This is a genomic window from Methylobacterium segetis (genome assembly GCF_004348265.1).
GTDB classification, from domain to species: Bacteria; Pseudomonadota; Alphaproteobacteria; order Rhizobiales; family Beijerinckiaceae; genus Methylobacterium; species Methylobacterium segetis.
In genome coordinates, this window is the sequence record NZ_SMNT01000002.1 from 1 (window position 1) to 25,885 (window position 25,885).

Consider the following 25,885-nt stretch of genomic DNA (forward strand, 5'->3'; position numbering starts at 1 on the left):
GTTCCGCGGCTGGTCGACGTCTTTGCCCATGAATACGGCCGTGTGGTAGGCGATCAACTGCATCGGCACGGCGTAGACGATCGGCGCGATCACCGGGTCGAGAGCCGGCATCGTCAGCGTCGCCAGCGTCTCGAGGCCCGCCTCCGCCGCCCCCTTGGCATCCCCCACCAGGATGATCCGGCCCCCCCGCGCGGCCACCTCCTGCATGTTCGAGACCGTCTTCTCGAAGATCGCGTCGTGCGGCGCGATCACGATCACCGGCACGCTCTCGTCGATCAGGGCGATCGGGCCGTGCTTCAGCTCGCCCGCCGCATAGCCTTCCGCGTGGATGTAGCTGATCTCCTTCAGCTTCAGCGCGCCCTCCAGCGCCATCGGGTAGGCCGTGCCCCGGCCGAGATACAGCACGTCCCGCGCCTTGGCGATCTCGCGGGCCAGCCCCTCGATCTCGGCCTCCTGCTTGACGGCCTCCGCCATCAGGCCCGGCACCGTGATCAGGGCGTCCACCAGCCGCCGCTCCTCGGCCGCCGGGAGCACGCCCCGCTCGCGGCCCGCCTGCAGGGCGAGGCACAGCAGCACGGTCAGCTGGCAGGAGAACGCCTTGGTCGAGGCCACCCCGATCTCGGGCCCCGCCAGCGTCGGCAGCACGGCCGAGGCCTCCCGGGCGATGGTCGAGGTCGGCACGTTGACCACACCGAGCGTGTGCTGGCCCTGGGCGCGCGCGTAGCGCAGCGAGGCCAGCGTGTCGGCGGTCTCGCCCGATTGCGAGATCACCAGCGTCAGCCCGCCCGCCTCCAGCGGCGCCTCGCGGTAGCGGGCCTCGGAGGCCACGTCGATCTCCACCGGCAGGCGGGCGATCTTCTCGAACCAGTACTTGGCGACCAGCCCGGCGTAGTAGGCGGTGCCGCAGGCGGTGATCGAGAGGCGCGACAGGTCGGCGAACGAGAAGGGCAGCGGCTCGGGCAGGGCGATGCGGCCCTGGGCGAGGTCGACGTAGTGGGCGAGGGTGCGGCCGACGACCTCGGGCTGCTCGTGGATCTCCTTGGCCATGAAGTGGCGGTGGTTGCCCTTGTCGATGCGGTAGGCCTGGGCCGCGATCGTCTGGCGCGGGCGCTGGACGGGCCGGCCCGCGACGTCGCGGATCTCGGCGCCCTCGCGGGAGAGGATCGCCCAGTCGCCCTCCTCGAGATAGGTGATGGTGTCGGTGAAGGGGGCGAGCGCCAGGGCGTCGGAGCCGAGATAGGTCTCGCCCTCGCCGTAGCCGATGGCGAGCGGGGCGCCGTGGCGGGCGCCGATGAGGAGGTCGTCGCGGCCGGCGAAGAGGAAGCCGAGGGCGAAGGCGCCGCGCAATCTGGGCAGGGTGGCGGCGACCGCCTCGACGGGTCCGAGGCCCTGGGCCATGGCGTGGCTGACGGCCTGGGCGACGACCTCGGTGTCGGTCTCGGTCTCGAAGACGATGCCGTGGGCCTGGAGCTCGGCTTTCAGTTCGCGGAAGTTCTCGATGATGCCGTTGTGGACGACGGCGAGGCGGTCGGTGGCGTGGGGGTGCGCGTTGGTCTCGTTGGGGCGCCCGTGGGTGGCCCACCGGGTGTGCCCGATGCCGATGGCGCCGGACAGGGGGGCCTGGATGAGCTTGAGCTGGAGGTTGGCGAGCTTGCCCTCGGCGCGGCGGCGCTCGAGGCGCCCGTGCTCGAGGGTTGCGATGCCGGCCGAGTCGTAGCCGCGGTATTCGAGGCGGCGCAGCGCCTCGATGACCTGTCCTGCCACCGCGTCGCGCCCGGCGATGCCGACGATGCCGCACATCTCCCCACCCTCCCTGTTTTGACACGCAAGTTCGGTGACCGGACGGCGCCTTGCCGTCCGGTATCCTCTGATGGCCGCTCGCCGATCTCAGACGAGGTGCCATCCCGTCTCGATGAAGGACATGAGGTGCTGGTGCGCCTCGTCGCTCTCGGCGATGCCCACCGCGATCGCGGCGCGGGTGCTGCCCTGTGCCAGCAGGCCCGTCCAATAATCGTGCCCGCTGGTATCGGCCTGCCGCCCAAGGGCGTTCTGGTAGAGCGTGTCGACGAAGGCGGCGTCGGTCAGGCTCGCATATTTCTGCTGGTACTCGTTCGAGGTCAGCATGCCCTGCGCGGCGTCCCCATCGGCAAGGCCGCCCTTCAGCGCGCCCGTCCAGTATTCCAGGCCACCGGCATCCGGCGCCCGGTTGAGGATCCCGTAATAGAGCCGGGCCGCGTCGCCTGCATCCGCATCGGCCATGAAGATGCCGGCCGTATAGGCGGGTTGCAGGCCGGCCAGGTTCTCATCGGAGAAGGCGAAGCTGACCACCGCGTCCGCCCGCGACAGGCCCTGGTCGAGGGCGCTTGTCCACCATTGCACACCGGTCGCCTCGCCCTCGCGGTCGAGGGCCGTCCGGTACAGGGATTGGATGAAGGACAGGTTGTCGCCGGTGCCGAGATGCGACTGCCCCTCGGCGGAGTCGAGGAAACCCTGGGCGAGCTCGTGAAGCGACAGACCTGCGCTGTGCAAGCCGGTCCAGTAATTCTGGCCTCCGACGTCGGAGGGTCGGTGCAGCACCGCGTCATAGAGGGCGTAGACCTCGCCGGCCGCGCTGTGCGGATCGTGGATCACGTCCCCGAAGTAATGCGCATTCTGAGGCTGCGGGCCGCTGACGGTGCCGCCGCTGGTATTGCCCGTGAGAGTCAGGATGTTGCTCGCCAAGCCGCCGTTGCCGGTCGCATCGGCCCACGCGGACGTGCCGGTTCCGCTCGCCGCGACTTGGATCGAGGCCGACAAGCTGGCGGTCACAACCGGCGTGAACAGGGCGGTGTAGTGCGTTGCGTCGATCGAGGTGATCGCGCCAAGCGAGCCGCCGCTCAAGCTCAGGTCCTGCGCGTCGAAGCCGGTCACGCCCTCGCTGAACGTGAAGGCGATGTTCGCCGTCTGCCCAGCCGTCAGGGTCGATGCGTCGGAGGACAGCGTCACGGTCGGCGCCTTTGTATCCCCCGCGAGGCTCAGGACGGAACTGGCCGAACCGTTGTTGCCGGCCGCATCGACCCACGAAGCCGTGCCCGTTCCGCTCGCCCCGACCTGGATCGAGGCTGACAGGGCGTCGGCTGCAACCGGCGTGAACAAGGCGGTGTAGTGGGTGGCGTCGATCGCCGTGAGCGCGCCCAGTGATCCGCCGGTCACGCTCACGTCCTGCGCATCGAAGCCCGTCACGGTCTCGCTGAAGGTGAAGGCGACGGCTGCCGTCTGACCAGCCTTCAGGCTCGTCGGGTCGGTGGATAGCGTCACGGTCGGCGGCACGATATCCGCCGCCGGCGGCGTACCCAGTTTGACGACGACATCATGCGTGGTGAGGCCAGCGAGGCTCAGCACGAGGCGAGCCCCCGCCGTGTCCTGCGTTTGACTGACGATCGTCGCGCCGGTGACCGTGACCGGCTGACCGTTGGGATCCGCCAGATCGAGGGTGACCTGTCCATCACCCGTCACCTGGAAGGAGAGATTGCGGCCGTCCCCGCTCAGAGACACCAAGTCTGCGCGCATCGGCAACGAGGTGATGTGCGTGACGCGACTGGCACTCGTTCCAAGCTGGATGTTGTAGCTCACATTGGCCGCAGACGCCGGGAGGAACACGCTGTCGTCGTCGTAGGCGTACCATTGCCCGGTATTCGTCGACACGCTCGCGATGTGGGAGCCGGCGTCGAGATCGAGAGCAAAGTTTCCGAGATTGCTTCCGTTGATGTTCGCCGTGACAGTATTGGTGGCGCTGTTGTAATTGTAGTCGAAGGTGGCCTTCTCCGACGCGGCGACGCGTTCGGCCAAGTCGGCCAACGTGACGAACTCACCGCCTTTGCTATACGCATAGTTGATGAAGCTCGTGTACATGTCGGTTGTGTAGGGCGACGTGGTGCCGGGTCCATTCGTGGGCCACATCGCCGCTCCGTAATCGTGCCAGGTCCAGATCGCGACAGGGAGATCGGAGTGGGAGCTGAGGTCGTCGAATTCCTTCTGCCACTCCGCTGCTGCCTGTAGCGCACTCATCCCGCCGCCGAACTCGGGCGCTGCCTCCACGAGGCTGAAATCCGCCTTCATGTTCGGTGCGAGGAAGATGTGCTGCGTGTCTGTCTGAGACGGCGTCAGATATCCGATGGCGCCGGGGTAATTCGAGCCGACGCCGGTGTATCGGCCCGTGATGTAGGAATAGCCGGGGGCCGCTGCGTAGATGTTCTCGTCCGTGCTCAGCGTTTCGGGAGCCCCGGGGAGTGCCGCTCCAACCACCGTATAGCCAGAGAGGTATTTCTCGATCAAAGTCTTGGAGGCGCCGAACTGATAGGCGAGATCGACAGCGGTGGCGTTCGTATCCTCCGGGTGCGTCATCGTGTGGCTGCCGATCTCGCCACCGAGCGCGATCAGCTGCTTATAAAACTCAGCCGACTTATTCAGCGACGCCGACGTCCCCGCGATCGTGTCGCTGGCATAGGTATCGGTTTGCCCATTACCGATATCGACGTAGTAAGATCCCGCGAAGTTGTAAGCCTGCTTCCATTGCTGAACGATCGGCAGAAATTTGTCATAGATGCCAGGCCCGGCAGTGGGTTCGACGTCTTCCGGATACATGGCCTGATCCATGTCGACGCGCGTGGCCACGATCGACGCGAAGCGGCTCATCTGCAGGCTCAGTTCAGGGCCGGCCGGCTTCTGGCTCTGGATGGTGTAGTCCAGCGCATGGGCGAGCATGTTGCTGTCGGCCAGCATGCCTTCCGTCGAGAAAAAGACGTTGTTGCTGCCCGTATGCGTGGCGAGAACGGCGTTGAAGGGGCCGGACGCCGTTCCGCCCGTTGTCGTTTGGGTCGCGACGACCTGAGCCGAAGGGTCCACGCCGGAGAAATACGCCGTCCCGACCTTGGAGGTCGCGTTCTCAGTATAGGTGTGAATAGGGGTGCCGGCCGCGTAGCCGATGATTCCGGCACTATTCCCGGCCGCCGTCACTTGATCCGTCGATACGTTGTCGCCGCCGTCCCGCTGGACGCCCAGCAACAGCTTCATGCGGGCGTAGGAATCTCCGGCGAAAGCGGTGTTGTTCTCATCACTGGTCATGAAATTGCCGGCCGCGATCAAGCTCACGCCGTATTTGTAGACGGCGTCCGACAACGTGTTCTGGATCGTGGAAAGTTCGGCCTGCTTGACGTTGGCAAACGACGGAAAAATCAAGGTGTCGTATTTCTTGAGCGTGTCGATGTTCGTAAGGTCGGTCTCGGAGAGGACATCATAGGGGATGCCCGCCATCGTCGCTTGGTTCTGAGCCGCCATGAAGAGATCGGAATAGGCCGTCGTATTGAAATATTTCGCCGCGCTCGTCTCCGAATAGACGATGCCGACTCGCAGCTGACCGTCGTTGATGTGCGCCGCCGGCGCTCGGATCGTGTATTGCTGGGCGAAACTGCTGGGAAGGAAGACGTTGCTGTCGTTGACGTCGAGAGCGATGCCCAGTCCCGGCAGAGTGCCCGGCGCAGAGGTCGTTCCGGGCGGCACGAGATTGCTTTGCGGGACGGCGAGTTCAACGGTTTGCTTGTCCGCAGAAAAAGCAAACTGAACTCCATTCTGGATCGGCGTTCCATTGCCCGTGGCCGGGTCGAGCGCGAAGAGACTTGGATTGCCGTCTGCGCCGAACTCGATCTTGTACTCTGCTCCGACCGAGTTGGTGAAAACCTGATATCCGGTGGTCACGTTGCGATCGGCGTTCAGCCAAATCGTCGTATTCGGACCAAACGACGTTTGCTGCGCTCCAGCGGTGGTACTCAGTTGGAGAGCGAGGAAGTAGATGTTCGTGCTCGCGTCGAATTTTCCGTAGACGCTGTAGCCAGCGACGGGAGCCGTCGTGTCAATGAGGTCGGAAGCCGTCCAGTCTTGCTGCAGGCTTCCATCAAGGGTGATGGTTGACACGGCGGTTTCTCCAATATTCTTTCATGAGCGGGATTGCGACGTGCTTGGATGGTAGCTGTCTTGACTATTGGCCGTGATTTTTGGTTCTCAGTTTTCGAGCTCTAGATATGTCTAAAAGTAATTATCGATTTTCAATGAAGTTTTGGCAGCAAATTTAATGTCACTATACTATATCTACGATTAATCCGCGTGGGCAGGAAAACAAGATTTACTTAAAGACAAGACTAAATTGAGCTTTTTCGTATGAACTCACGACGTACTGAGATCGGCAAGTGGTAATTCACTCGGTGATCTCATCGAGACGGCTTCCATCACTCACGGGGGCATCTTGGTCTCCCTGAGCGGCGCCGGTTGCCAGGTCGCATTCGCTCGAGTGGGCAAAGAAGATCGTGCGCGCTGCTCGGAGAGAGCGCGTGAACGGTATTGTCGGGGACAAAGTGTGCCTCCGACCGGGCCGATTTGCCTATTTCTCGATCAAACCATAGTTTGATGACAACATTCCGCCTGAACCTCCGGCGTTATGTTTCTGCGCCTTAAATGGAATGCAAATTGAAGGAAACTTCAATCTAGCTCAAAGGTAGTAACTTATACTAACCACTATGAGCCCTGGCTTTGGATCCGGCGGCGGCTCTATCCAGAAATTGCAAAGGCGACGCTGCCCTGTGTTCGTCACGAGGGTCGACCGGACGGTGTCGACGTTCCCGCCGTGGGGCGAGAACTTCTCTAGCAAGGCGACCGGCACGTGGGATCGAGGCGCGGAGCGGCCCTGTCTGTTCTTCGGCGTAGGGTTGCGATCGCGTGCGCGGTCGCGGTGGCGGGCTTCGGCTGTGCCGTGCCACAGGCGCCGGCAGCGGCCGGACCGGAGGCCGGCCCCGTCATTCCCCGCGAGATCCTGGCTCTCTACGACGGCGCCCTGGAACGGGCGGCCGCAGAGACGCGGATCCATCGCTACGCGGAGCTGCCGCTCAATCACCTCGGCTTCACCGTCACCTATCGCGATATCCGCGGGCCGCTGCCGGATCCGAGAGAGACCCGGCGCTATGCGGGCGTCCTGACCTGGTTTGCCGCGCCGCCCGCCTCCCGCGAGGCCTACCTGTCCTGGTCGCGCTCCGCAGTGCGGACGGCCAGGCGCTGGGTCATTCTCGGGACGACCGGTGCCGCCTTCTGGACCGACGATGCCGAGACGGGCGACGCGCTGCTGGGCGAGATTGGGCTCAGGCACCGCCGCAAGGCGATCGACCTGACACTCGGCACCCAGATCGAATCGCGTGCGCCCGCTTTGACCGCCTTCGAGGGCGTGCCCGACCCCGTCTTGCCGACCTACGAGGTCGTGGAAGCCGCCGGACCCGATCTGGAGACGTGGCAGGAATTGCGCCTGCCTCAGCGCGACGGCGGTGGCCGCAGCGTGACCGTGGCGGTGAGCCCGCGGGGCGGCTACGCGGCAGGCGGCTTCGAGATCGTCGAGGATCCGGGTCAGGGCCTCGCCCGCTGGCTGATCGATCCCTTCGCCTTCTTCGCGCGCGCGTTCCGCGACGGGCCCGCGCCGATGCCCGATGTGACGACCCTGTCCGGGCGGCGGATCTACTTCAGCCATGTCGAGAGCGAGGGCCTCAACAACGTCGTCCTCACGCGCGAGAAGGAGCAGGTGCTCGTGGCGCGGCTCTTCCTCGAGCGGGTCGTCGACGCTTTTCCGGACCTGCCCGTCACCTTCGCCCTGACACCGGGCGATCTCGACCCGACCATCGGTGGCAACGAGACGCCGCGCGACATCGTGCGGGAGATCTGGGCGCTTCCGCAGGTCGAGCCGAGCGTCTCATCCTACACGCGGCCGTTCACGTGGCGCTTCTTCGACGGGTACAGCCGGGCCCGGGAAGAGGAACTCGTCGCCGCGACCCGCCCGCCCGGACGCTTCGGGCTCCGACGCCTGACCGACCTCGTCAGCAGCGCAGCGCGCGTCGACCGCTTCGTCGCCAAGGCCCGCGAGTTTCCCCGCACCTACCTGCTGACGCCCTTCGACCTCGGCCAGGAAACCACCACCGCCCTGTCGGTCGCGAAGGATCTCGCGCCGCGCGCCAAGGGCGTGCACCTCTTCCAGTGGACGGGCGATGCGCAGCCTTCCGAAGAAGCCATTGCAGCGACGCGCAGCCTCGGGCTCCTCAACATCAACGGCGGGGAGGCGCGCTTCGATGCGACCTACCGGTCGGTCGCGCATCTGCCGCCGCTCACGCGCCCTGTCGGCGCGCAACGGCAGGTCTACGCCGTCTCCGGCGACGACCTGCCCGTCAGCAAGCTCTGGCGCTCGTCCGTCGCGAGCCTGCGCGGCTTGCGGACGACACTTGCTGCGACCGAGACGCCGCGGCGTCTGACAGCCTTCAATCTGCATTACCGGCTGGCAGCCGTCGGAAACGCCGACGCGCTGGAGGTGATCGAGGGATATCTGCGCGAGGCCGAGGGTTCAGACCTCATCCCGATCCGGACGGGCGCCTATGCGGCGCTCGCGGACGATTTCTCGCGCGTCGAAATCGCGCGCGCCGGGGCCCGGCGCTGGGAGGTGCGGAACCGGGGCAGCGTGCAGACGCTCCGGTTCGACGAAGCCGAGGCGATCGAGGCCGATCTCGCCGCCTCTCGCGGCGTGATCGGGCAGACACGCCGCGGCGGCGCCCTCTATCTGACCCTCGATTCGAGCGTCGAACCCGTGCTTGTGGCCCTGCGGGACGGTGCCGACGCCTCGCGCGTCGTCGGCCTCTCGGAAAGCCGCTGGCAGGTATCGAGCCTGTCGCGGGACGAGGCGGGGTGGCGCTTCGCGGCATCCGGGTTCGGCCCGGGCGTGTTCCGGTGGTCCGACGCGCCGCCTGGTCGGTACGCCGTCACGGTCCACCGCGCCGAACGGCTCCTGTGGTCGGGCAACGCCGAGGCGGACTCGGTGGGGCGCCTTGCCTTCACGGTACCGGCCGCGGGTGCCGAGGCAGTCCGGATCAGCGTCGAATCGCTCAACGACGAGGGAGGCGGCGGTGTCCATCGCTAGGCTCCTCGTCGGCGTCGCTCTCGTGATCTGCGCCGTCACCGCCTACCTGCTGCAATCGGGGCCGGAGGAGCGCATCGCCATGCTCGTCCGGGACGGCCGCAATGCGGAGGCCGTGACCGAGATCCAGCGCCTCCTGGCCACGGGGACAGCCAAGCCCCGCGTCCTCATGACCCTGGCGATGCTTGAGGATTCCGCCGGAGAGCGTTCCCGCGCCTCGGAGCTGATGGAGCTCTACATCCTTTCCCGGCCGCGGGATCGGGACGCCCTCGCCTGGCTGGTTCGGGCCTATGAGGGCGCGGACGACGTCGATGGCCTCTTGGAGGCGCAGGCCCGGCTCGCGGCCCTCGACCCGAGCCCGCAGCAGGTCGGCCGCCTGGTCGGGCTCTACCGCTACCACGGCCGCTATGCCGACGAATGCTCGGCCCTGGAGCGCTTCGCGGAGTCGGGTGTCCTGACCTCCGATCAACTCGAGCGGCTCGGGCAGCTTCTCGCCGCCGAAGGCCGCGTCCCGCGCGCCGTCGAGGTCCTGCGTGGGCTCGACGAGCGGCTCGGTGACGCGGGGGAGCGGCCGCGCCGTCTCCTATTCGAGTTGCTGATCGATTCGGGACGCTACGACGAGGCCGCCGAGCGGGCGGAGCGCTGGCTGAGCGCCTGGCGCAAGCCCTGGCTCGCCGCCCAACTCACCCTCCGACTCGCCGTGAAGGCGCCCCTTGCCGAGGCGCGCAAGCTTGCCGAGACGAGCGCCGCGCTCCACCCCGAAGCGCGGCTCTATCTCGCCAAGAGCCTCGCGGAGCAGGGCAACCGGCGCCTCGCGGTGTCGATGCTCCTCGGCTGGCCCTATGACGGCATGCCGCTGACGAAACCCAACATCGACGGCTACGTCGTCGCCTCGGCCGCGACTGGCATCCCGACCCTGATCTGGTCTCGGTTCGCATTGCTGCGCGGCCGCCCGGCGGAGGGAGAGGCACAGGCGCTGTTCGCGGAGGCCATCGCGGCGGAATACGGGCTCCCGGCGATCGCCATGCTGCAGCCGGCGCTGCCGGACGAGGTGCTGCGGCGGCGCCCGATCTTCGGCGCCCGCCTCGCGCTGCATCTCGGGCAGCAGATGCGGGCCCGCCACATCCTGGCGGAGGCCGATCTTGAGCTGCTGGCCCCGGCCGAGCGCGGGCAATGGCTCGATCTCCTTCTGCGCCTGAACACGCCGCAGGAAGCTTTCGCGACGCTCTCTCGCCTTGAGGCGCGCTCGCAGCTGCCGGGCAATCTGCACGCGGCCTATCGCGCCATGGCGATCCGCCTCGGACTTACCGCGGGACCGGCGGTCACGGTCGCCGCGAACCGGCATTTGGCGGGGATCCCACGGTGATCGCAGCACGGACCACACGGGACCCTCTGACGGCCGCCGCACCGGAACGGGCTCCGGATGATGCGAGCTGGCTCACCCGCCGCCTGTCGGGCATGCGCGGCAAGTACGAGGCGTGCTTCCTCTTCCTGCTCCTGATGATCATCGAGTGGATCATCCCGGGGCCGGCCTCGCTCGCGCAGATCGCACCGCACCCGTTCTGGATCCCCGTGGTGCTGCTCAGCGTGCAGTACGGCAGCGGTACGGGCCTCGCGGTGGCCGCTTTGGCCGCCGGGCTGAGCTGGATGGCGGGATGGCCGCCCCAGACCTCGCAGGAGGATTTCTACACCTACTCCCTTCGGGTCTGGCGCGAGCCCGTCCTGTGGATCCTCTGCGCCATCGTGATCGGCGGCCTGCGCAACCGGCAGATCCGTGAGCGCCTCGCGCTGGAGGAGCGCCTCCGGATCACCGAGGAGCAGCGCGACACGATCGCGGGCTTCTGCCACGAATTGCAGGAGCATGCCGCGGTCAACGAGCGACGGGCGGCCACCGCCCGCGCCGGATCGCTGGAAGCCGGGCTGGCGAGCCTCGAGCGGCTGCGCTCGGCGGGCGGGCGTGAGATCACGAGCGCGCTTCAGGGCGCGGTCGAAGCGTGGCTCGGGAACGCCCGCTGGACCTATTATCCGATCCAGGATGGCGAGCTGCGCCACGCCCATGCCGAGCGCGCCCGGCTCGACGCCTGCTTCCCGGTGCGCGCGGCCCTGGTCTACGCGGTCGCCTGCCATCGCCTGCGTGTCCTCAGCGTGTTCGACGAGACCGAGGCCAACCTCCTCGACGGGGTCGGCATCTTCGCCACGGCGGTCCGGACGGGTGACGCGGCCACGGGGCTCGGACTTCTCGTTCTGGAGACGGTGCCGCCCGAGCGGCTCGATGCGGCCAGCGCCGCCGCGGTGGCGGTGATCGCCGACGCCCTCGGCGAGGCGGCCGGCCGGGCGCGCGGGCGCGGCCCTTGCCACGATGTCCGGCATCCGGTTGGTCCCGATCCGGACACGCTCGAATTCCGGTTCCCGCATCCCGCCGCGGCGCACTCGATCTCCGCGGGAGACGCACCATGAGCTCCCAGAGCTTCGCAGCGCGCCTGTCGGCCGGGCCTGTCCTCGCCCTTCTTTTCCTGCTCGCGGCAGAATCCGCATTGCTGACCGCATGGCTCCAGGAAGCCCTTTCGGAGGCGGCCGCACTCGCCGCGCACGGCGTGGTGCTGCTCGCCTTTCTCGCGCGGCGGGCCGTCTTCGCGGAGGACCTGACGATCCACGTCGTCGCATTGCTGCTCGCCGCGTGCAGCGGTCCGGCCGGCGCGGCGGCGGCCCTCGTCCTCTACGTCGTCCTCGCGCGGACGCCGGTCAGCCATCATGAATTGGAGAGCTGGTACCGGCAGATCTCAGGCGTCGGCGAGGCGAACCCGGCCGTCGCGCTCCATGCCCAGATCGTCGACGGTCGAGCCCGGCGGGCGGGCCGCGTCTCCATCGACCATTTTCCCAGCGTCCTCGAAGGTGCGCTCACCCAGCAACAGGCGCTCCTCGGGCTGATCGGCCTCGCCTACCACCCCGATTACCGGCCCCTTCTGGGCCAGGCCCTCCGCAGCGCCGAGCCGAGCATCCGGGTCCACGCGGCCGCGGTCTCGGTCAAGCTGCGCGCCCGCGCCCGGCTGGAATTCCAGAAGGCCCGGGGGCGCGATCACCGCGCGGAGCCGCCAGCCAGCTTGTTCTCCCGGGCCACGGAACTCGCTCGCCTCGCGGCGGGCGGCTTTCTCGACGAGGCCGACGCCCGGAACGCCCGAGAGGTCGCGGCCGGGCTCTGTGAGGAAACCCTGACGCTGATCCCGGAGCACCGCCCGGCACACGTGCTCCTCTGCACCCTGCTCGCACAGCTCGGCCGCTGGGAGGACGTGATCGCCCGATCCGCCGCGACACCCTTCCGTCGGGGCGATCCCCAGGCCGAGGCCCTGACGCAGAGCCTGATGCAACTGGGCCGGACGAAGGAGCTTCACGCAATCCTCGCCCGCACAGCGGGTGCGGAAGCCCTGGGAGGCGGCCATGCGCTTCCTGTCTAGGCCGCTGCCCGAGCCGCCGGAAGCGGATGTCTGCCTCGTGGTCGAGGGCTGCTATCCCTATGTGCGTGGCGGCGTCTCGACCTGGATCGACTGGCTGATCCGCGGCAATCCGAACCTCACCTTCTCCATCGTCGCGATCGTGGCCGGCGCCGGACCACGCGAGATCCGCTTCAAGCTGCCGGAGAACGTCGTCGCGTTCTGCGATCTGCACCTGCACGCGGATTTTCGCGCCGAGCCCTGGCAGGAGGGCGTGCGCACGGCCGAGACCGAGGAGGCCCTCGCCGAGCAGCTGATCTCCCTCGTGCGAGGCGGCGGATTGGAGGCCTTCGACCGGCTGGTGCGTCTCGTGAACGACCCCGACCACGGGCTGTCGCACGCGAGCCTGATGGCCTCGCCGCTCTCCTGGCGCGTGACATGCCAGATGTACGAGCGGCTGATGCCGCACGCCTCGTTCCTGCACTTCTTCTGGGCGTGGCGTGCGCTGTTCGGCGGCCTCTTCGCCGTTCTCAAGGCCCCGCTTCCCCGGGCCCGGGTCTACCACACGATCTCCACGGGCTATGCGGGATTGCTGGCGGCGCGGGCCGCCCTGGAGACCGGCAGGCCGGCCATCATCACCGAGCACGGCATCTACACGAACGAGCGCCGCGTCGAGATCCTGATGGCCGAGTGGATCTGCGACACGGTCGACAAGGGGATTTCGCTCAGCGATGACCGCGTCGACCTTCGTGACATCTGGATGCAGATCTTCGATGCGCACGCGTTGATCTGCTATCAGGCCTGCCGCCGGATCATCACGCTCTACGAGGACAACCAGCGTCTTCAGATGGCGCTCGGCGCGTCACCCTCGCGGCTCGCCATCATTGCCAACGGCATCGACGTCGCGGGCTTCGCCGCCCTGCTTCCGGCGGCCGCGGAGAGCCGGCCGACGATGGCTCTGATCGGCCGCGTGGTCCCGATCAAGGACGTGAAGTCCTACATCGAGGCGGCCGGGATCCTGCGGCGGCGCCTGCCGGGCCTGCGTGCCCTGGTTTTGGGGCCCACCGACGAGGATCAGGTCTATTTCGAGGAATGCCTCGACCTCGTGCGCGAGCTTGAGCTCGGCGACACGGTCGAGTTCACCGGGGCTGTGAAGCTCGTCGAGTTTCTCTCCCAGATTCACGTCGTCGTTCTCACGAGCCTCAGCGAGGCGCAGCCGCTCGTCATCCTGGAAGCGGGGGCCGCCGGGATACCCTGCGTCGCCACCGACGTCGGATCCTGTCGCGAGATCCTGGAGGGACGCTCCTCCGAGGAACCCCGCCTCGGCCCCGGAGGCGCGGTCACGCCCCTCGTCAGCCCCACGGACACGGCAGGGGCCGTCGAGCGCCTGCTGCGCGACGAGACTCTTCGACGGCAGCAAGGCGAGACCCTGCGCACCCGGGTCCGCCGCTATTACGCCTCGGAGGACGCGCTCGCGGCCTATCGGGAGACCTACGCCCACTATCTCGCGCCCGCCCGGGCCGAAGATGCGCGCTCCGGGAGCTAGGGCACATGGCCGGGATCGGATTCGAGCTGAGGCGTCTGGGCAGCCGCGACGAGATCCTCGGGCCGGTGGCCGCCGTCGCGCATGCCGCGATCGTGGCGGCGGGGCCTTGGCTCTACACGGTCATGGCAATTCTCGTGATCGGAGAGGCGGCTGCGCCGCTGATCGGCGAGGACGCGATGGCGACCTTCCGCGTGCTGGTCGTCTACGTGTTCTCCCTGTCCCTCGTCGGTACGTCGCCGGTGGCGATGGTCGGCACCCGTGTGCTCGCGGACGCGCTCTACCGGCGCCAGTACGACGACGTGCGCTCCGTCTTCGTCCTCACGCTGCTCGCCGCGAGCGCCGCGACCGCCATCCTCTCGGTCCTCGCCTTCGTGCTGCTTCTGCGGGTGCCCTTCGACGTGGCTGTCACGGGGATCGCGGGCGCGCAGATCGTCAGCATGGTCTGGGTCGGGCTCGCCTTCTGCGGGGCCGTGCGCGACTATCTTCAGGTGACGCTCGCATTCGTCACGGGGCTTCTCGCGGGCGCGGGCCTCGCCGTCGTCGCCGCGGGACACGGCTACGGGCCGGTTCCGATGGTCTGGGGCCTCTCGGCGGGCTTCATGATCGTCTTTCTGTGGCTCACGGCGCGTTTCTCGGCGACCTTCCCCGCTCCCTGCCGAAGCCTCGCTTCGGTCCAGGCCGCTTTCGTCTCGCGCTTGCGTTGCACCCCCTGGTTGGCGGTGGGCGCGACGGCCGGCGCGGTCAGCGTCTGGATCGACAAATGGATCATCTGGACGAGCGACTACGGTGAGCGCGTCGAGGCCGGCCTGATCCACGCGCCGATCTACGACGGCCCCATGTTCATCGCGAGCCTGACGGTGGTGCCGGCGCTCGCGCTCTTCGTCACCAGCCTCGAGACGACGTTCTTCGATCGCTACCGAGCCTACTTCCTCGCGATCGACACGCACGCGACCCTCAAGACGATCCGCGCGCAGGGACGCATCCTGGAGCGGGAGACGATCCGCACCCTCGCCAACATCATGGTGGTGCAGACGGCCCTGTGCGTGATCGTGGTGCTCACGGCGCCGGCCATCGTCGAGGCGGTGGGCCTCCAGTTCCGGCAGATCGGAATCCTGCGCATGGGCACGGTCGGCGCCCTGTTCCAGTACCTGTTCATGTCCTGCTCGGCGCTGCTGATCTTCTTCGACGCGACCCGCGTCTACGCCGCGCTTCAGATCCTCTTCCTGACGAGCCTCGCCATCCTCACGGCCGTCGTCTCGCAGTTCGGGCCGGGCAGCCTCGGCACCGGGTACATGCTGGCCTGCATCGTCTCCGGCTTCGCCTCGCTCTTCGCGCTCATCCGGGTGCTCGGGTCGATCGATTATCGCGTGTTCGTGGGCAGCGCGACGCAGGCGCGTCCGGTCTGACGGATCTTTGGGCAGGGAGGGGACGATGGGATTGCACCGGCCATTCGACGGACGCCGCGCCGGGTCTCGCGGATCGTGGCTGCTGCTGATCGCGGGGCTTCTCGCCCTGCTCGCCGCCCCCGCACGGGCCGCCGGTGACACCGTGCTGCGTGCCGGCGACCGGCTCAAGGTGATGATCTTCGAGACGATGGAGGTTCCGGAGCCACCCGAGGTCGACAAGCCGCGCAGCGGCGACGCGACCGCCGTCATGCAGACGGTCTACCCGCGGGTCGATCTCTCGGGCGAGTACGGCGTCGAGCCGGGCGGCTCCGTGGTGCTGCCCCTCTTCGGGGGCATCGAGGCGGCGGGGCGCACGACCGCGGCCTTCAGGGCCGATCTCGGTGACGCCTTCGACCGCATGTTCCACCGCCGCTGCAACATCACGGTCTCGATCCTGCAGCGGGCGCCCGTCTACGTCGTGGGCGCGGTGCGCAACCCGGGATCCTTCGCCTACGTGCCGGGGCTTATGGTCCTGCAGGCCGTGGCGCTCGCGGGCGGCGACAACCAGAATGGCCTGCCGGCCCAGGCGATCGAGGCGAGCCGCGAGCAGGAGCGGCGCGATGCGGCGCGCGACCGCCTCAAGCAACTCCTGCTGCGCAAGGCGGCGCTGGTCGCCGAGCGGGATGGGGCGCCTGTCGCCAAGGCCGCCGACGGACTGCGCCAGCTCGTCGGTGCGGACGGCTCGGCCTCGCTGATCGCGGGCGAGCAGCGCATGGCTCAGCTGCGCCTGCAGAATCTCGCGAGCGCGCGGGCGACGCGCGAGCGTGCGATCACCGCCACCCAGGATGAGATCGAACTCCTGAAGCAGCGGATGGCGAATTTCGACGCGCAGATCAGGGTGCGCGGCGAGAGGCTCAAGATGATGGAGGCCCTGTTCGCCCGTCAGGTGGTGGAGAACGAGCGGGTCGCCGACGTGCGCCGCGACTACGTCGACATGGAGGGCCGCCGCCGCGACATCGAGATCAGCCTCCTCCAGGCCGAGCAGCGACTCGAGACCGCCCGCAAGGCCCTGGTCCAGGCAGACCTCGAGCGCCGCCTGACCCTGGAGCGGGATCTCGCGACCGTGGAGAGCGAGGCGGACGCCGCGGAGCGGGCCTATCACGCTCTCGCCGCGACGGCGACGCTGATGGCGCGGTCGAGCCCGACGGCCGGCCGGGAAGGGGGCGTGCTGACCTTCGAGATCGTGCGCCGCACGATCGAGACGACCGACACGCTGCGCGCCGGCGAACTCGACGCTCTGGAGCCCGGCGACGTGCTGCGCGTGCGGCTCTCGCCGCCCGAGACGAGCCGCCCCGCAACCGCGTCCGTCGAGAAGGAGGCGGCTCTCGGGGGAGCGCCATGAGCATCGCCATGAGCCGCCGCACGCTCCTGACCTCGGGTTTCTTTGGACTCGCGGCGCTGGCCGGTCTCGGCGCTGCGCCCCTGATCGGGCGGCGCGTGTCGGCCCGCCTCGACGGCGTCGAGGTCTCGCGCTGGGGCTGCCAATATCAGCAGATCGATCTCGACCGTGTCGCGGCCTCCGCCCTCGACCTGATCGTCCTCGACCCGGTCGTGGATGGCGCGCGGATCAACATCGCCGAGAGCCCGAACCTGCGCGTCAGGCCCGATGGCGGCCGGCGCCTGGTGCTGGCCTATCTCAGCGTCGGAGAGGCCGAGAGCTACCGCTCCTACTGGCAGGCCTCGTGGCGCGAGGCGCCGCCGGACTGGCTCGGGCCGGAGAACCCGCGCTGGCCCGGCAGTTTCGCCGTGCGCTACTGGCACCCCTCCTGGCAATCGATGATCACGGGGGAGGGGGGTGCAATCGAGGCCCTCTGTGCCGCCGGCTTCGATGGCGTCTTCCTCGACCGCGTCGACGCGTATGGCGATTGGCGCGAGCGCGAGACCGCAGCTCGCCGCGAGATGATCGACCTGATCGCTCGGCTCTCGGCCCGCGCAAAGGCGCTCAGGCCCGGATTCGTCGTCGTCGCGCAGAACGCGGAGCCGCTCCTGATGAACGAGGCCTATTGCGGCGCGATCGACGCCGTCAGCAAGGAGAGCCTTCTCTACAACCTGCACGGGGCCGGCGTGGAGAACACGGACGACGATATCCGCTGGAGCCTCACCTACCTCGAGCGCGCGCGCGGCTACGGTCTGCCCATCCTGGCGATCGAGTATCTCGACGATGCGGTGACGCGGCTGCGTGCGCGGGCGCGCCTCAGCCGCCTCGGTTTCGTACCCTTCTTCGGGAATCGATTGCTCGACCGCCTCCCGTCTTGAGCCGCCTCCGCTCGGCAGGGTGGGCACCCCGCCGGGCGGCCCGCGGAGACTATTTCGGGTAGATGCCGTGCTCGCGCGCCCAGATCGCGGCCTGCGTGCGGTTCTGCGTCTTGAGCTTGCGGAGGATGTTCTTGACGTGGATTTTCACGGTCGCCTCGGCGAGGTCGAACTTGAGGGCGATCACCTTGTTCGAGGCCCCGTCCGCGAGGCAGCGCAACACGTTGAGCTCGCGGCTTGAGAGCGGGTGGCAGGGCGCCGCCTCGGCCTCGTCCGCGCCCGCGACGATGATCTGCTGCCCGGGCAAGGACTCGGGGCCGATGCGCGCGCGATCGACCATCCACGAGAACAGGTTGGCCGACTGGACCGTCACGCCGGACATCACGGCGTCGAGCGCCTTGATCAGCGTCTCGCGCCCGATGTCCCGGTCGAGGACCGCCTGCGCGGTCAGGCAGAGGTCCCTTGGCAGTGAGGCCGGGGCATCGGGACGCCCGAAGATCACGAGGAGCGCGTCCGCGCGCGCGGCGCGAAGGGCCCGCGCCGTGTCGACGCTGGCGCCGTCATCGAGCGAGGCGAGAACCAGAAGGGGCTCGCCCTCCGGTCCGGACGCCGCATCGCTCGGGTGGATGGTCGTGACTTGAAAGCGTGTCCCGTTCAGGAAGGAGGTCAGACCCTCCCGCACGAACGAACGAACTCGACGCCACGAGAGCCGTCGGAACAACATCACCGGATGACATGTCGGTGCTCCCCTCGCCAACGAGGTGTGGACGTTACTGGACGGTGCATCAGCACGAGCCTGTCTCGCCCTGGCTCGCGGGCGATCAGCGCACATGGAAAGCCCTTCTGTTCTTGCCGCTGCGAGACTTCATGCCGAAAAAGTCGGCGTCGCGGGAATAACGTTCTTCTCTAATCGAGCCGGATGTTTCATTCTTGCGCGCCATAGCGCGAGTGATCGATTGTCTCACGCCGTACATATCCAGGTACTAATCATTAACATTTGCAGGAATTAGTACCTTTTTGTCAACTAACTTACTGGATATCAACGAATAGTTAACCTTCTATACGAAATTCCTAGCGCTCAATATTGAGCGTTGCAACATCTTATTAGGATCGTGCGCTTTCGCGCGTTGCGGTGGGCGGAGATGAGACGTCTCGCCGGCAAGGCTTCTCCTGCGGCGCCGCTTCCCTCGCCGCGCCCTATCTGTGGCGGATCCTGATGCGCCGGATCTACTTCGATCTCACGGACGGGTTCACGGTGCTCTCGGACGAGACCGGCGTCGTCGTCGGCGACCTGGACGAGGCCCTTCGCCAGGCGATGACGGCCATCGAGGAGATGCGGCTCAGCGGTCAGCTACGAGGCGGGAACCGCTGGCGCATCGTGGTGCGGGATGCGAACCGCACCGTCCTGCATCTCCTGCCCCTGCGGTGAGCTGCTCAGCTGCGGCCCAGGATGACGAGCCACGCCAGGGTGGTCAGCGGCGCAGCGAGCGTGGAGACGAGGATGGAGGCTGCGACCAGGCCCGTCTCGGTCTTGTAGCGCGCCGCGAGCAGGTAGGCGTTGATGCCGACGGGCATCGCCGCGAACAGGGTGGCGACGCCGGCATAGGCCGCGGGCATGGAGAATACGTGGAAGGCGAGGAGCCACACTGCCAAGGGGTGTAGGATGAGCTTCAGACCGGCGATGACCGCCGCGCCGGGCAGGTCGAACAGCACGCGGTAGCGCGTCAAGCCAGCTCCGAGGGCGATCAGGGCACAGGTCGAAGCGGTGGCGGCAAGGGAATCGATGAGGGATTTCACGACGCCGACCGGGACGATCCCGCCGCTCTTCATGGCGAGCCCGACCAGGAGAGCGATGAAGATCGGGTTCTTGAGAAGGACGAGCGCCAGACTGCGAAGGCGGTGCAGGAGCGGTCGATCGCCCTCCGCCTCGATCAGGAAAGTGGCGCAACTCATCATCAGGGGCAAATGGACCGCGAGCAGGAGGAACAGCGGGAACGCGCCTTCCTCGCCGTAGGCCTGCAGGATCGTCGGGACGCCCACGAAGACCGTGTTCGATTGGCTCGCCGCGAACCCGTGCAGCACGGCGCCCTGTCGGCCGATCCCGTGGCGGCGGATGGCGATCAGAGATCCGGCCGCCCAGGACAGGGCCGCTCCGCCGAAATAGGCGAACCAGTAGGACCAGGCGAGTTCGCCGCTGAGGCCCGGCCGCGTCAGCGTTCCGATGATGAGGGCCGGCACCGCGATGGCGAAGACGTATTCGGACAACCCGTCGCTGACCCGGTCCGAGAGCAGCCCGGCCACCGAAGCCGCCCAGCCGATCAGGATGACGCCGAAGATCGGGACGATGATCGTGACCGCGTTCATCGCACTCCTTCCGACCCTCGCGTCGGGAGGCCGCAGGGCTTGCAGGATCGGGTAGCAGGATGAGCCGGAAATGGGAGACCCCGGACGCGGGGGCGGAGTTATCCCCAGCCTGTCGGTCCGCCCGACCCCGAATCACAAAACGGCCACATGCCGGGCGCCGACTGCCCGGATGGGGGGCGTCAGGAGGGATTGATGGCGATCGTCATTCTCGACCCCGTATCCGGCAAGCCCGTGATCATCACGCTTCCGCCGCGCGACGAACAGGCGTGCTGACGAATCGGGCTACCGGTCGAAGACAGCTTGCAATGCTCCCGCGTCCTTCGACTGGGGCAGCGCGACGAGCCCGAGGATGCGGGCCTTGTCCGGCGTCAGGTCGCCGGCGAAGACCGCGCCCGCCTTCCGCAGGGTGCTGCCGCCACCCTTGAACCCGTAGACGGGCAGCGCGCGCCCGTCATAGACCTTTGTTGCGATGATGACCGGGACGCCCCGCTCGACCGCGGCCTTGATCGCGTCGTGCATCGGCGCGTTGACGTTGCCCCAGCCATAGGCCTCGACGACGATGGCCTCCGCGCCGCTCTCGGCGGCGTGGCGAACCTGACTCCCGTCCGCGCCCGCATACATCGCGACGAGGTCGATCCGCGGCATGCGCTCGGGCAGGGGCAGGGTCTGCCGGCGCAGCGACTTGCGGCTGAACACCACCCGGTCCTCGTCCACGTAGCCGAGGATGCCCGCATCGCCCGAGTCGAAGGTCTCCACATTGCTCGTGTGCGTCTTGCGCACCTCGCGGGCCGCATTGATCCGATGGTTCAGCGTCACCGTGACACCCATGCCGGTCGCGCCCTCCGCGAGGATCTGGCGGACGGCATTCAGGAGATTGCGTGGCCCGTCCGCGTCGTGGTCCGAGGCGTTGCGCTGGGCGCCGACGAGGACGACGGGCTTCTCGGTCTTGAGCGTGAGGTCGAGAAAATAGGCGGTCTGATCGAGGGTGTCGGTGCCGTGGAGGACGACTGCGCCGCGCGTTCCGGGATCGGCGAGCACCGATTCGACGCGACGGACGAGATCCGGCCAGCGATCCGGGCCCATATAGTCGCTCGGCACGTTGCTGAACTCGGTCACGGAGATCGAGGCGATGTCTTTGAGCTTCGGCACGGCCGCGACGAGATCCTCGCCCGAGAGAGCCGGCACAGGCGCCTGCGTCACGGGATCGAGCTTCATGGCGATGGTGCCGCCGGTCGCAATGATCGCGACCTTCGGTAGGTCGGCCGCAGCGGCAGGTATTGCGAGGAGAGCGAGACCGGCGAGGCCGAGCGTTCCTCCGCGGAACAGCCGACGCGTTCCGTGCATGTTCATGGTGCCTCCGCCTTCCGAATCGTCGAGATCGCAGAACGGGAATCGCCCGGTGGCGGACCGGTTCCAGGACGAGGACGGGCCTCTCAGCGTGACCTGCCGGTTCGAACGTCCGGGCGGGATGCGCGCATCGCACGCGCTGCCTCTGCCGCGCTCGGCGGTAACTCGCCGCTGCCGTTGGACGGGCGGCCGGAAGCGGCATTCGGTGCTGAAGCGTCGATCTCCCGGTCCCGCCCGAAGGCGTAACCCGCATTCACGCCGGCGTAGAAGCCGGTGAAGTCCTCGGCTCGCGCTGCGGCGGAGAGAGCGAGGAGGATGAGCAGGACGGTGGCGAGGCGCATGACGCTCCTGCGAAACGAGAACGGCGGCCCCAGGGGCCGCCGTCAAAGCGAGCGTCGTGAAGGCGGCAATCCTGTGGCCGCCTTCCTGACCGCGTCAGCGATCAGTCGTCGACGTTGATGCTCTGGGCCTCGCGACCCTTCTGGCCCTCGACCACGCCGAGCGTGACCTGCTGGCCCTCGGCCAGCGAATCGAGGCCGGCACGAGACAGGGCGGAGCGATGCACGAACACGTCCTTGCCGCCGTCATTGACGGAGACGAAGCCGAAGCCCTTGGCCGGATCGTACCACTTCACCGTGCCGGTCATCTCGACCGAGGGGCCGGAAGCGAAACGACCGCCACCGCCGCCGCCACCCCCGCCGAACCGATCGCCGCCGCCGCCGAAGCGGTCGCCGCCACCGAACCGCTCACCCCCGCCGAAGCCGGAGCGCGGCGGGCGCGCGTCGCGCCGGGGCGGAGCCGCCTCGGCCGTGGAGGTGTCGACGCTGGTCACGTTCGTCACCTGCGGACCCTTCTGGCCCTGGGCCGTCTGGACCGTCAGCCGGGTGCCGGGCAGCAGGTCGGCATGACCGGCAGCCTCGACGGCGCGGATGTGGAGGAAGGCATCGCCCGAACCGTCGCCGAGTTCGACGAAGCCGAAGCCCTTCTCCTTGTTGAACCACTTCACCGTGGCATCACGCTCCGGTCCCGTAGGGACCGCTGCAGCACGCGACGGACCACGGTCGAAGCCGCCGCCACCGCCATATCCGCCGCCGAAACCGCCACCGAAGCCGCCGCTCGGCGGCGCCTGATCCGGCCACCGCGGCTCGCCACTCTCATCGAAGCCGCGCTTCTGCGGCCCCCTGAAATCACGACCACGTCCCATTAGAAAGCTCGCAAACCCGTCCCGCCGACCATCGTCTCGAATACCGCGTGCGCGCCATCCCAGACAGCCCACGCTCCGCACTATCATTACTCCTGGTCGCGGTAACCAAGAATAACGCCTCAGTCCTGACGCAAACCCGGCCGTACCGCAAGAACCTTCTGCCGCGCAGAGGGCCGGTTCCATCACTTTCCGGTAGCGAACTACCGAGACCCGGCGCCCGGGCGGTGCGGCGATCGTCAATTGTGAAGGCCGGAAGGTACGCAACGGAACCGGCACCCTGCAACCGCCGGTACCCAGATCGGGACACGGGTCCGCGTTAGGGAACGGGAAAAGATGGTGGCGCTATCCTGTCTGCCGGCCGCTGCGCGCGGCCGTGTTCCGGCCCGATGATCGCGACCCCGACTTTCCCCGATCTCTCAGCCCTCGTCGTCGACGAGAGCCTCTACATTCGCCGCATCGTGCGGGACATGCTGATGCGTGTCGGCATCAAGCGCGTGCTGGAGGCGCCGGACGGCGCGGAGGCGCTGGGCGTGCTGGCCGAGAGCAAGCCGGACCTCACCATCATCGACTGGGACCTCGCGATCCTCTCCGGAGAGGAGTTCATCCGCCTCGCCCGGACACCCGCCACCTCGCCGTGCCCCACCGTCCCGATCATCCTCATGCTGGCACAGCCGCGCCGCAACGTGGTCGACAGGGCGATCTCGCTCGGCGTCAACGAGATCATCGCCAAGCCCTTCTCTCCCAAGACCCTGTGGTCGCGCCTCGACGAGGTGATCAATCGCCCGCGCCCCTACAGCCAGGTGAAGAGCCTGCTGCGCCCGACCCCTCGCATGGCCGGAACCGTCAAGGCCGTGGCCTGAGGGCATCCGGCGGGGGTCGAACTGCATTCGAGGCTTTGCAGTTCTCAGGCGAGCTTGTAGGTTCCTTGAGAATGATGGCCGGGCTTTCCGCCCGGGCCACGCGTTGAGGATCTCGGCACCGCCGATGAGGGACGAGAGTGCCGCCGCCGTGCCGGCCCGCCCTGCCGCGGCCGGCCCATCGGCAACCCGCGACGGGGCGCCGGTGACACGTTTCGCAGGCGACCCGCCGCGTGCTGCCGGCGCGGGCGCCGCGCCGCTGCGCCACGCCGGGCCGGCCCGACAGGGCCGCCGCAACGCCTACGCGGCCCTCGATCTCGGCACCAACAACTGCCGCCTCCTCATCGCGGAGCCCGCCTCGCATGGGTTCCGTGTCATCGACGCCTTCTCGCGGATCGTCCGCCTCGGTGAGGGATTGGGCAATTCCGACCGGCTCAGCGAGGCCGCGGTGGAGCGAACCGTCGAGGCCCTGCGCATCTGCCGCGCCAAGATGCAGTCCCGCGGCGTCGTGCGGGCCAAGATCATCGCCACGGAAGCCTGCCGGCTCGCCACCAACGGCGCCGACTTCGTCGAGCGCGTGCGCAGCGATGTCGGACTCGATCTCGAGATCGTTGATCGGCAGACGGAAGCCTACCTCGCCGTCACGGGCTGCGCCGCGCTGGCCGACCCGCGGGCGGAATCGGTCGTGATCTTCGACATCGGAGGCGGCTCGACCGAGATCGCGTGGCTCGACGGCGCGGCGACGAACCCGTCCGCCGATCCGACCCTGCGCATCCGGGCCTGGGACTCGCTGCCCGTCGGCGTCGTCACCCTCGCCGAGCGCCACGGCGGCGCCGAGGTGACGCGGATGATGTTCGAGGGCATGGTCGAGGAGGTGGCGGACCTTCTGGCGCGCTTCGCGATCCGCGCCGCAGCCGCGGCCACGGCGGCGAATTTCCACCTGCTCGGGACATCCGGGACGGTCACGACGCTCGCCGCCATGCATCTGCGCCTGGTGCGCTACGAGCGGCGCCGGGTCGACGGACTCTGGATGAGCGACGCCGAGGTGACGGACGCGATCGAGGATCTTCTCGATACACGGCTCGAGCAGCGAGCCGACAACCCTTGCATCGGCCGCGACCGTGCCGATCTGGTACTGGCGGGCTGCGCGATCCTGGAGGCGATCCGGCGCGCTTTCCCGTCGGAGCGCCTGCGCATCGCCGATCGCGGCCTGCGCGAGGGGCTTCTGATGAACATGATGCGCGAAGACGGCGTGTGGCGCCGTGGAGGCTACCGGTGAGCGACAGGCGTGGTGCCGGGGGAGGGGGAGGCGGCGTTCGGGGCGAGCTGAAGCAGCGGGTGAAAACGGGGCGCGGGCGCACCCTGTCCCAGAAGCGCTGGCTCGAGCGGCAGCTGAACGACCCCTACGTCGCCCGCGCCAAGCGCGAGGGTTACCGCTCCCGCGCAGCCTTCAAGCTCCTGGAGATCGACGAGCGCTTCGGCATCCTGAAACCGGGCCAGCGGGTGGTCGATCTCGGCGCGGCTCCAGGCGGCTGGTCGCAGGTGGCGGCGAAGGTGGCCGGCCCCGAGGGGCGGGTCGTCGGTATCGACCTCCTCGAGATCGAGCCGATGCCCGGTGTCGAGTTCATCACCCTCGACTTCCTCGATCCGAGCGCGCCGCACCGTCTCACCGAACTGCTCGGCGGACCGGCCGACCTCGTCATGTCGGACATGGCGGCCAATACGACGGGCCATAAGAAGACAGACCACCTGCGCATCATCGGGCTTGCCGAGACGGCCGCCGAGTTCGCGCGCGAGATCCTCGCCCCCGGCGGCAGCTACGTCGCCAAGGTCTTCCAGGGCGGGACGGAGGGGAGCTTGCTCGCCGACCTGAAGCGCGACTTCACCCTGGTGCGCCACGTCAAGCCGCCCGCGAGCCGGGCGGATTCGAGCGAGCTCTACGTCCTGGCGACCGGCTATCGCGGCGCGGAGCGCGCGGACTAGATCCGGCAGGCGCCGGCGAGCGCCTCGTTCTCGGCAGCCGAGAACAGGCGCGAGCGGATGTGAAAGCGCTTCTCTCGGCCGTTCTCGAGCGAGAACATGCCGCCGCGGCCGGGCACCACGTCGAGCATGATGTGGGTGTGCTTCCAGACCTCGAATTGCGAGCGGCTGATGAAGAAGTCGGCGCCGCCGACCTGGCCGAGATGCACGTCGCCGTCGCTCGTGATGAAATCGCCGACGGGATAGCACATCGGCGAGGAGCCGTCGCAGCAGCCTCCGGATTGGTGGAACATGACCGGGCCGTGGTCGGCGCGCAGTTCCTCGATCAGCTCCAGCGCGGCGGGCGTGGCGGTGACGCGCAGGGGCGTGCCGTCGACGCCGGCTCGCTCTGCGGTGTTGGCCTGAAGGGTCTCGGGCTCGGACATGGGCGCATCCTCTCTGATCAGGTCCCGTCGCCGATGGTCGGCGGGGGCGCTCCCGTCCCATGTGG

The 25,885-nt window shown here is 68.1% G+C and carries 21 protein-coding genes; 13 read left to right on the forward strand and 8 right to left on the reverse strand.

Annotated elements, in window-relative coordinates:
- Together glmS and E1J50_RS00585 are read right to left on the reverse strand one after the other, a co-directional pair.
- A partial coding sequence (gene glmS, locus E1J50_RS00580; RefSeq protein ID WP_132249327.1) for a glutamine--fructose-6-phosphate transaminase (isomerizing) occupies nt 1-1,800 on the reverse strand: 1,800 nt, incomplete at its 3' end.
- Nucleotides 1,801-1,887: 87 nt separating this feature from the next.
- Nucleotides 1,888-5,949 (reverse strand): DUF4214 domain-containing protein, encoded by a 4,062-nt coding sequence (locus E1J50_RS00585; protein WP_132249329.1) that lies wholly within the window; start codon nt 5,947-5,949, stop codon nt 1,888-1,890.
- Between the two features lie 832 nt (nt 5,950-6,781).
- Between E1J50_RS00585 and E1J50_RS00590 the strand changes: the two genes are divergently transcribed.
- Genes E1J50_RS00590 through E1J50_RS00625 form a run of 8 tightly spaced genes read left to right on the forward strand, consistent with a single transcriptional unit; the run spans nt 6,782 to nt 17,646 of the window.
- The gene (locus tag E1J50_RS00590; RefSeq protein WP_132249331.1) at nt 6,782-8,974 is read left to right on the forward strand and encodes a polysaccharide deacetylase family protein; all 2,193 of its coding nucleotides are present in this window, start codon (nt 6,782-6,784) and stop codon (nt 8,972-8,974) included.
- Nucleotides 8,961-10,337, forward strand: coding sequence for a tetratricopeptide repeat protein (locus E1J50_RS00595; RefSeq protein ID WP_132249333.1), 1,377 nt, complete (start codon nt 8,961-8,963; stop codon nt 10,335-10,337). The genes E1J50_RS00590 and E1J50_RS00595 overlap by 14 nt, the downstream gene beginning before the upstream one ends.
- A complete protein-coding gene (locus E1J50_RS00600) occupies nt 10,334-11,428 on the forward strand; it encodes a hypothetical protein (protein WP_132249335.1) in 1,095 nt (364 codons plus the stop codon). The genes E1J50_RS00595 and E1J50_RS00600 overlap by 4 nt, the downstream gene beginning before the upstream one ends.
- The gene (locus E1J50_RS00605) at nt 11,425-12,423 is read left to right on the forward strand and encodes a hypothetical protein (RefSeq protein ID WP_132249337.1); all 999 of its coding nucleotides are present in this window, start codon (nt 11,425-11,427) and stop codon (nt 12,421-12,423) included. Before E1J50_RS00600 ends, E1J50_RS00605 begins: the two co-directional genes overlap by 4 nt.
- Nucleotides 12,407-13,945, forward strand: a complete 1,539-nt coding sequence (gene pelF, locus E1J50_RS00610; RefSeq protein WP_132249339.1) for a GT4 family glycosyltransferase PelF — start codon at nt 12,407-12,409, stop codon at nt 13,943-13,945. The genes E1J50_RS00605 and pelF overlap by 17 nt, the downstream gene beginning before the upstream one ends.
- A 5-nt stretch (nt 13,946-13,950) precedes the next feature.
- Entirely contained in the window at nt 13,951-15,351 is a 1,401-nt protein-coding gene (gene pelG / locus E1J50_RS00615) for an exopolysaccharide Pel transporter PelG (RefSeq protein ID WP_132249341.1), read from the forward strand.
- Nucleotides 15,352-15,376: 25 nt separating this feature from the next.
- Nucleotides 15,377-16,732: a polysaccharide biosynthesis/export family protein gene (locus tag E1J50_RS00620; RefSeq protein WP_132249343.1), complete on the forward strand. Its 1,356-nt coding sequence runs from the start codon at nt 15,377-15,379 to the stop codon at nt 16,730-16,732.
- A complete protein-coding gene (locus E1J50_RS00625; protein ID WP_132249345.1) occupies nt 16,729-17,646 on the forward strand; it encodes an MJ1477/TM1410 family putative glycoside hydrolase in 918 nt (305 codons plus the stop codon). Before E1J50_RS00620 ends, E1J50_RS00625 begins: the two co-directional genes overlap by 4 nt.
- Nucleotides 17,647-17,695: 49 nt before the next feature.
- On the opposite strand, the gene E1J50_RS27740 is transcribed toward E1J50_RS00625, so the two are convergent.
- On the reverse strand, nt 17,696-18,325 hold the full coding sequence (locus tag E1J50_RS27740; protein WP_245516377.1) for a response regulator transcription factor: 630 nt from the start codon (nt 18,323-18,325) through the stop codon (nt 17,696-17,698).
- A gap of 534 nt (nt 18,326-18,859) precedes the next feature.
- Between E1J50_RS27740 and E1J50_RS00635 the strand changes: the two genes are divergently transcribed.
- Nucleotides 18,860-19,072, forward strand: coding sequence for a DUF6894 family protein (locus E1J50_RS00635; protein ID WP_132249347.1), 213 nt, complete (start codon nt 18,860-18,862; stop codon nt 19,070-19,072).
- A gap of 5 nt (nt 19,073-19,077) precedes the next feature.
- Here the strand turns inward: E1J50_RS00635 and E1J50_RS00640 are convergent, their stop codons facing one another.
- On the reverse strand, nt 19,078-20,007 hold the full coding sequence (locus E1J50_RS00640) for an AEC family transporter (protein WP_132249349.1): 930 nt from the start codon (nt 20,005-20,007) through the stop codon (nt 19,078-19,080).
- A gap of 147 nt (nt 20,008-20,154) precedes the next feature.
- Here E1J50_RS00640 and E1J50_RS28285 point away from each other — a divergent pair, with 147 nt between their 5' ends.
- Nucleotides 20,155-20,280, forward strand: coding sequence for a hypothetical protein (locus E1J50_RS28285; RefSeq protein WP_281024535.1), 126 nt, complete (start codon nt 20,155-20,157; stop codon nt 20,278-20,280).
- 9 nt (nt 20,281-20,289) lie between these two features.
- Here E1J50_RS28285 and E1J50_RS00645 read toward each other — a convergent pair whose 3' ends face one another.
- The 3 genes from E1J50_RS00645 to E1J50_RS28290 form a co-directional block, all read right to left on the reverse strand.
- Nucleotides 20,290-21,357 carry an asparaginase gene (locus tag E1J50_RS00645; protein ID WP_245516378.1) on the reverse strand — a complete coding sequence of 356 codons (1,068 nt, stop codon included), beginning with the start codon at nt 21,355-21,357 and terminating at the stop codon, nt 20,290-20,292.
- Nucleotides 21,358-21,440: 83 nt separating this feature from the next.
- Nucleotides 21,441-21,695, reverse strand: a complete 255-nt coding sequence (locus E1J50_RS00650) for a hypothetical protein (RefSeq protein ID WP_132249351.1) — start codon at nt 21,693-21,695, stop codon at nt 21,441-21,443.
- 101 nt (nt 21,696-21,796) lie between these two features.
- Nucleotides 21,797-22,558, reverse strand: a complete 762-nt coding sequence (locus E1J50_RS28290) for a cold-shock protein (RefSeq protein WP_132249353.1) — start codon at nt 22,556-22,558, stop codon at nt 21,797-21,799.
- A gap of 386 nt (nt 22,559-22,944) precedes the next feature.
- On the opposite strand from E1J50_RS28290, the gene E1J50_RS00660 reads away from it, so the two are divergent.
- The 3 genes from E1J50_RS00660 (at nt 22,945) to E1J50_RS00670 (ending at nt 25,398) form a co-directional block, all read left to right on the forward strand.
- Nucleotides 22,945-23,418, forward strand: a complete 474-nt coding sequence (locus E1J50_RS00660; RefSeq protein WP_132249355.1) for a response regulator — start codon at nt 22,945-22,947, stop codon at nt 23,416-23,418.
- A 124-nt stretch (nt 23,419-23,542) separates the two neighbouring features.
- On the forward strand, nt 23,543-24,694 hold the full coding sequence (locus E1J50_RS00665) for a Ppx/GppA phosphatase family protein (RefSeq protein ID WP_132249357.1): 1,152 nt from the start codon (nt 23,543-23,545) through the stop codon (nt 24,692-24,694).
- Entirely contained in the window at nt 24,691-25,398 is a 708-nt protein-coding gene (locus E1J50_RS00670; protein ID WP_132249359.1) for an RlmE family RNA methyltransferase, read from the forward strand. Before E1J50_RS00665 ends, E1J50_RS00670 begins: the two co-directional genes overlap by 4 nt.
- Here E1J50_RS00670 and E1J50_RS00675 read toward each other — a convergent pair.
- On the reverse strand, nt 25,395-25,820 hold the full coding sequence (locus tag E1J50_RS00675; protein WP_132249361.1) for a DUF779 domain-containing protein: 426 nt from the start codon (nt 25,818-25,820) through the stop codon (nt 25,395-25,397). The two genes, E1J50_RS00670 and E1J50_RS00675, sit on opposite strands and share 4 nt — an antisense overlap.
- Between the last annotated feature and the right edge of the window lie 65 nt (nt 25,821-25,885).

What these genes read in the sequence shown, in the direction of transcription:
- E1J50_RS00640 (WP_132249349.1), bottom strand. Translation starts at nt 20,007, where the DNA reads ATGAACGCGGTCACGATCATCGTCCCGATCTTCGGCGTCATCCTGATC.
- E1J50_RS00620 (WP_132249343.1), top strand. Translation starts at nt 15,377, where the DNA reads ATGGGATTGCACCGGCCATTCGACGGACGCCGCGCCGGGTCTCGCGGA.
- E1J50_RS28285 (WP_281024535.1), top strand. Translation starts at nt 20,155, where the DNA reads ATGCCGGGCGCCGACTGCCCGGATGGGGGGCGTCAGGAGGGATTGATG.
- E1J50_RS00625 (WP_132249345.1), top strand. Translation starts at nt 16,729, where the DNA reads ATGAGCATCGCCATGAGCCGCCGCACGCTCCTGACCTCGGGTTTCTTT.
- E1J50_RS00635 (WP_132249347.1), top strand. Translation starts at nt 18,860, where the DNA reads ATGCGCCGGATCTACTTCGATCTCACGGACGGGTTCACGGTGCTCTCG.
- E1J50_RS00665 (WP_132249357.1), top strand. Translation starts at nt 23,543, where the DNA reads ATGAGGGACGAGAGTGCCGCCGCCGTGCCGGCCCGCCCTGCCGCGGCC.
- E1J50_RS00660 (WP_132249355.1), top strand. Translation starts at nt 22,945, where the DNA reads ATGATCGCGACCCCGACTTTCCCCGATCTCTCAGCCCTCGTCGTCGAC.
- E1J50_RS00645 (WP_245516378.1), bottom strand. Translation starts at nt 21,357, where the DNA reads ATGAACATGCACGGAACGCGTCGGCTGTTCCGCGGAGGAACGCTCGGC.
- E1J50_RS00675 (WP_132249361.1), bottom strand. Translation starts at nt 25,820, where the DNA reads ATGTCCGAGCCCGAGACCCTTCAGGCCAACACCGCAGAGCGAGCCGGC.
- E1J50_RS00650 (WP_132249351.1), bottom strand. Translation starts at nt 21,695, where the DNA reads ATGCGCCTCGCCACCGTCCTGCTCATCCTCCTCGCTCTCTCCGCCGCA.
- pelG (WP_132249341.1), top strand. Translation starts at nt 13,951, where the DNA reads ATGGCCGGGATCGGATTCGAGCTGAGGCGTCTGGGCAGCCGCGACGAG.
- E1J50_RS28290 (WP_132249353.1), bottom strand. Translation starts at nt 22,558, where the DNA reads ATGGGACGTGGTCGTGATTTCAGGGGGCCGCAGAAGCGCGGCTTCGAT.
- pelF (WP_132249339.1), top strand. Translation starts at nt 12,407, where the DNA reads ATGCGCTTCCTGTCTAGGCCGCTGCCCGAGCCGCCGGAAGCGGATGTC.
- E1J50_RS00605 (WP_132249337.1), top strand. Translation starts at nt 11,425, where the DNA reads ATGAGCTCCCAGAGCTTCGCAGCGCGCCTGTCGGCCGGGCCTGTCCTC.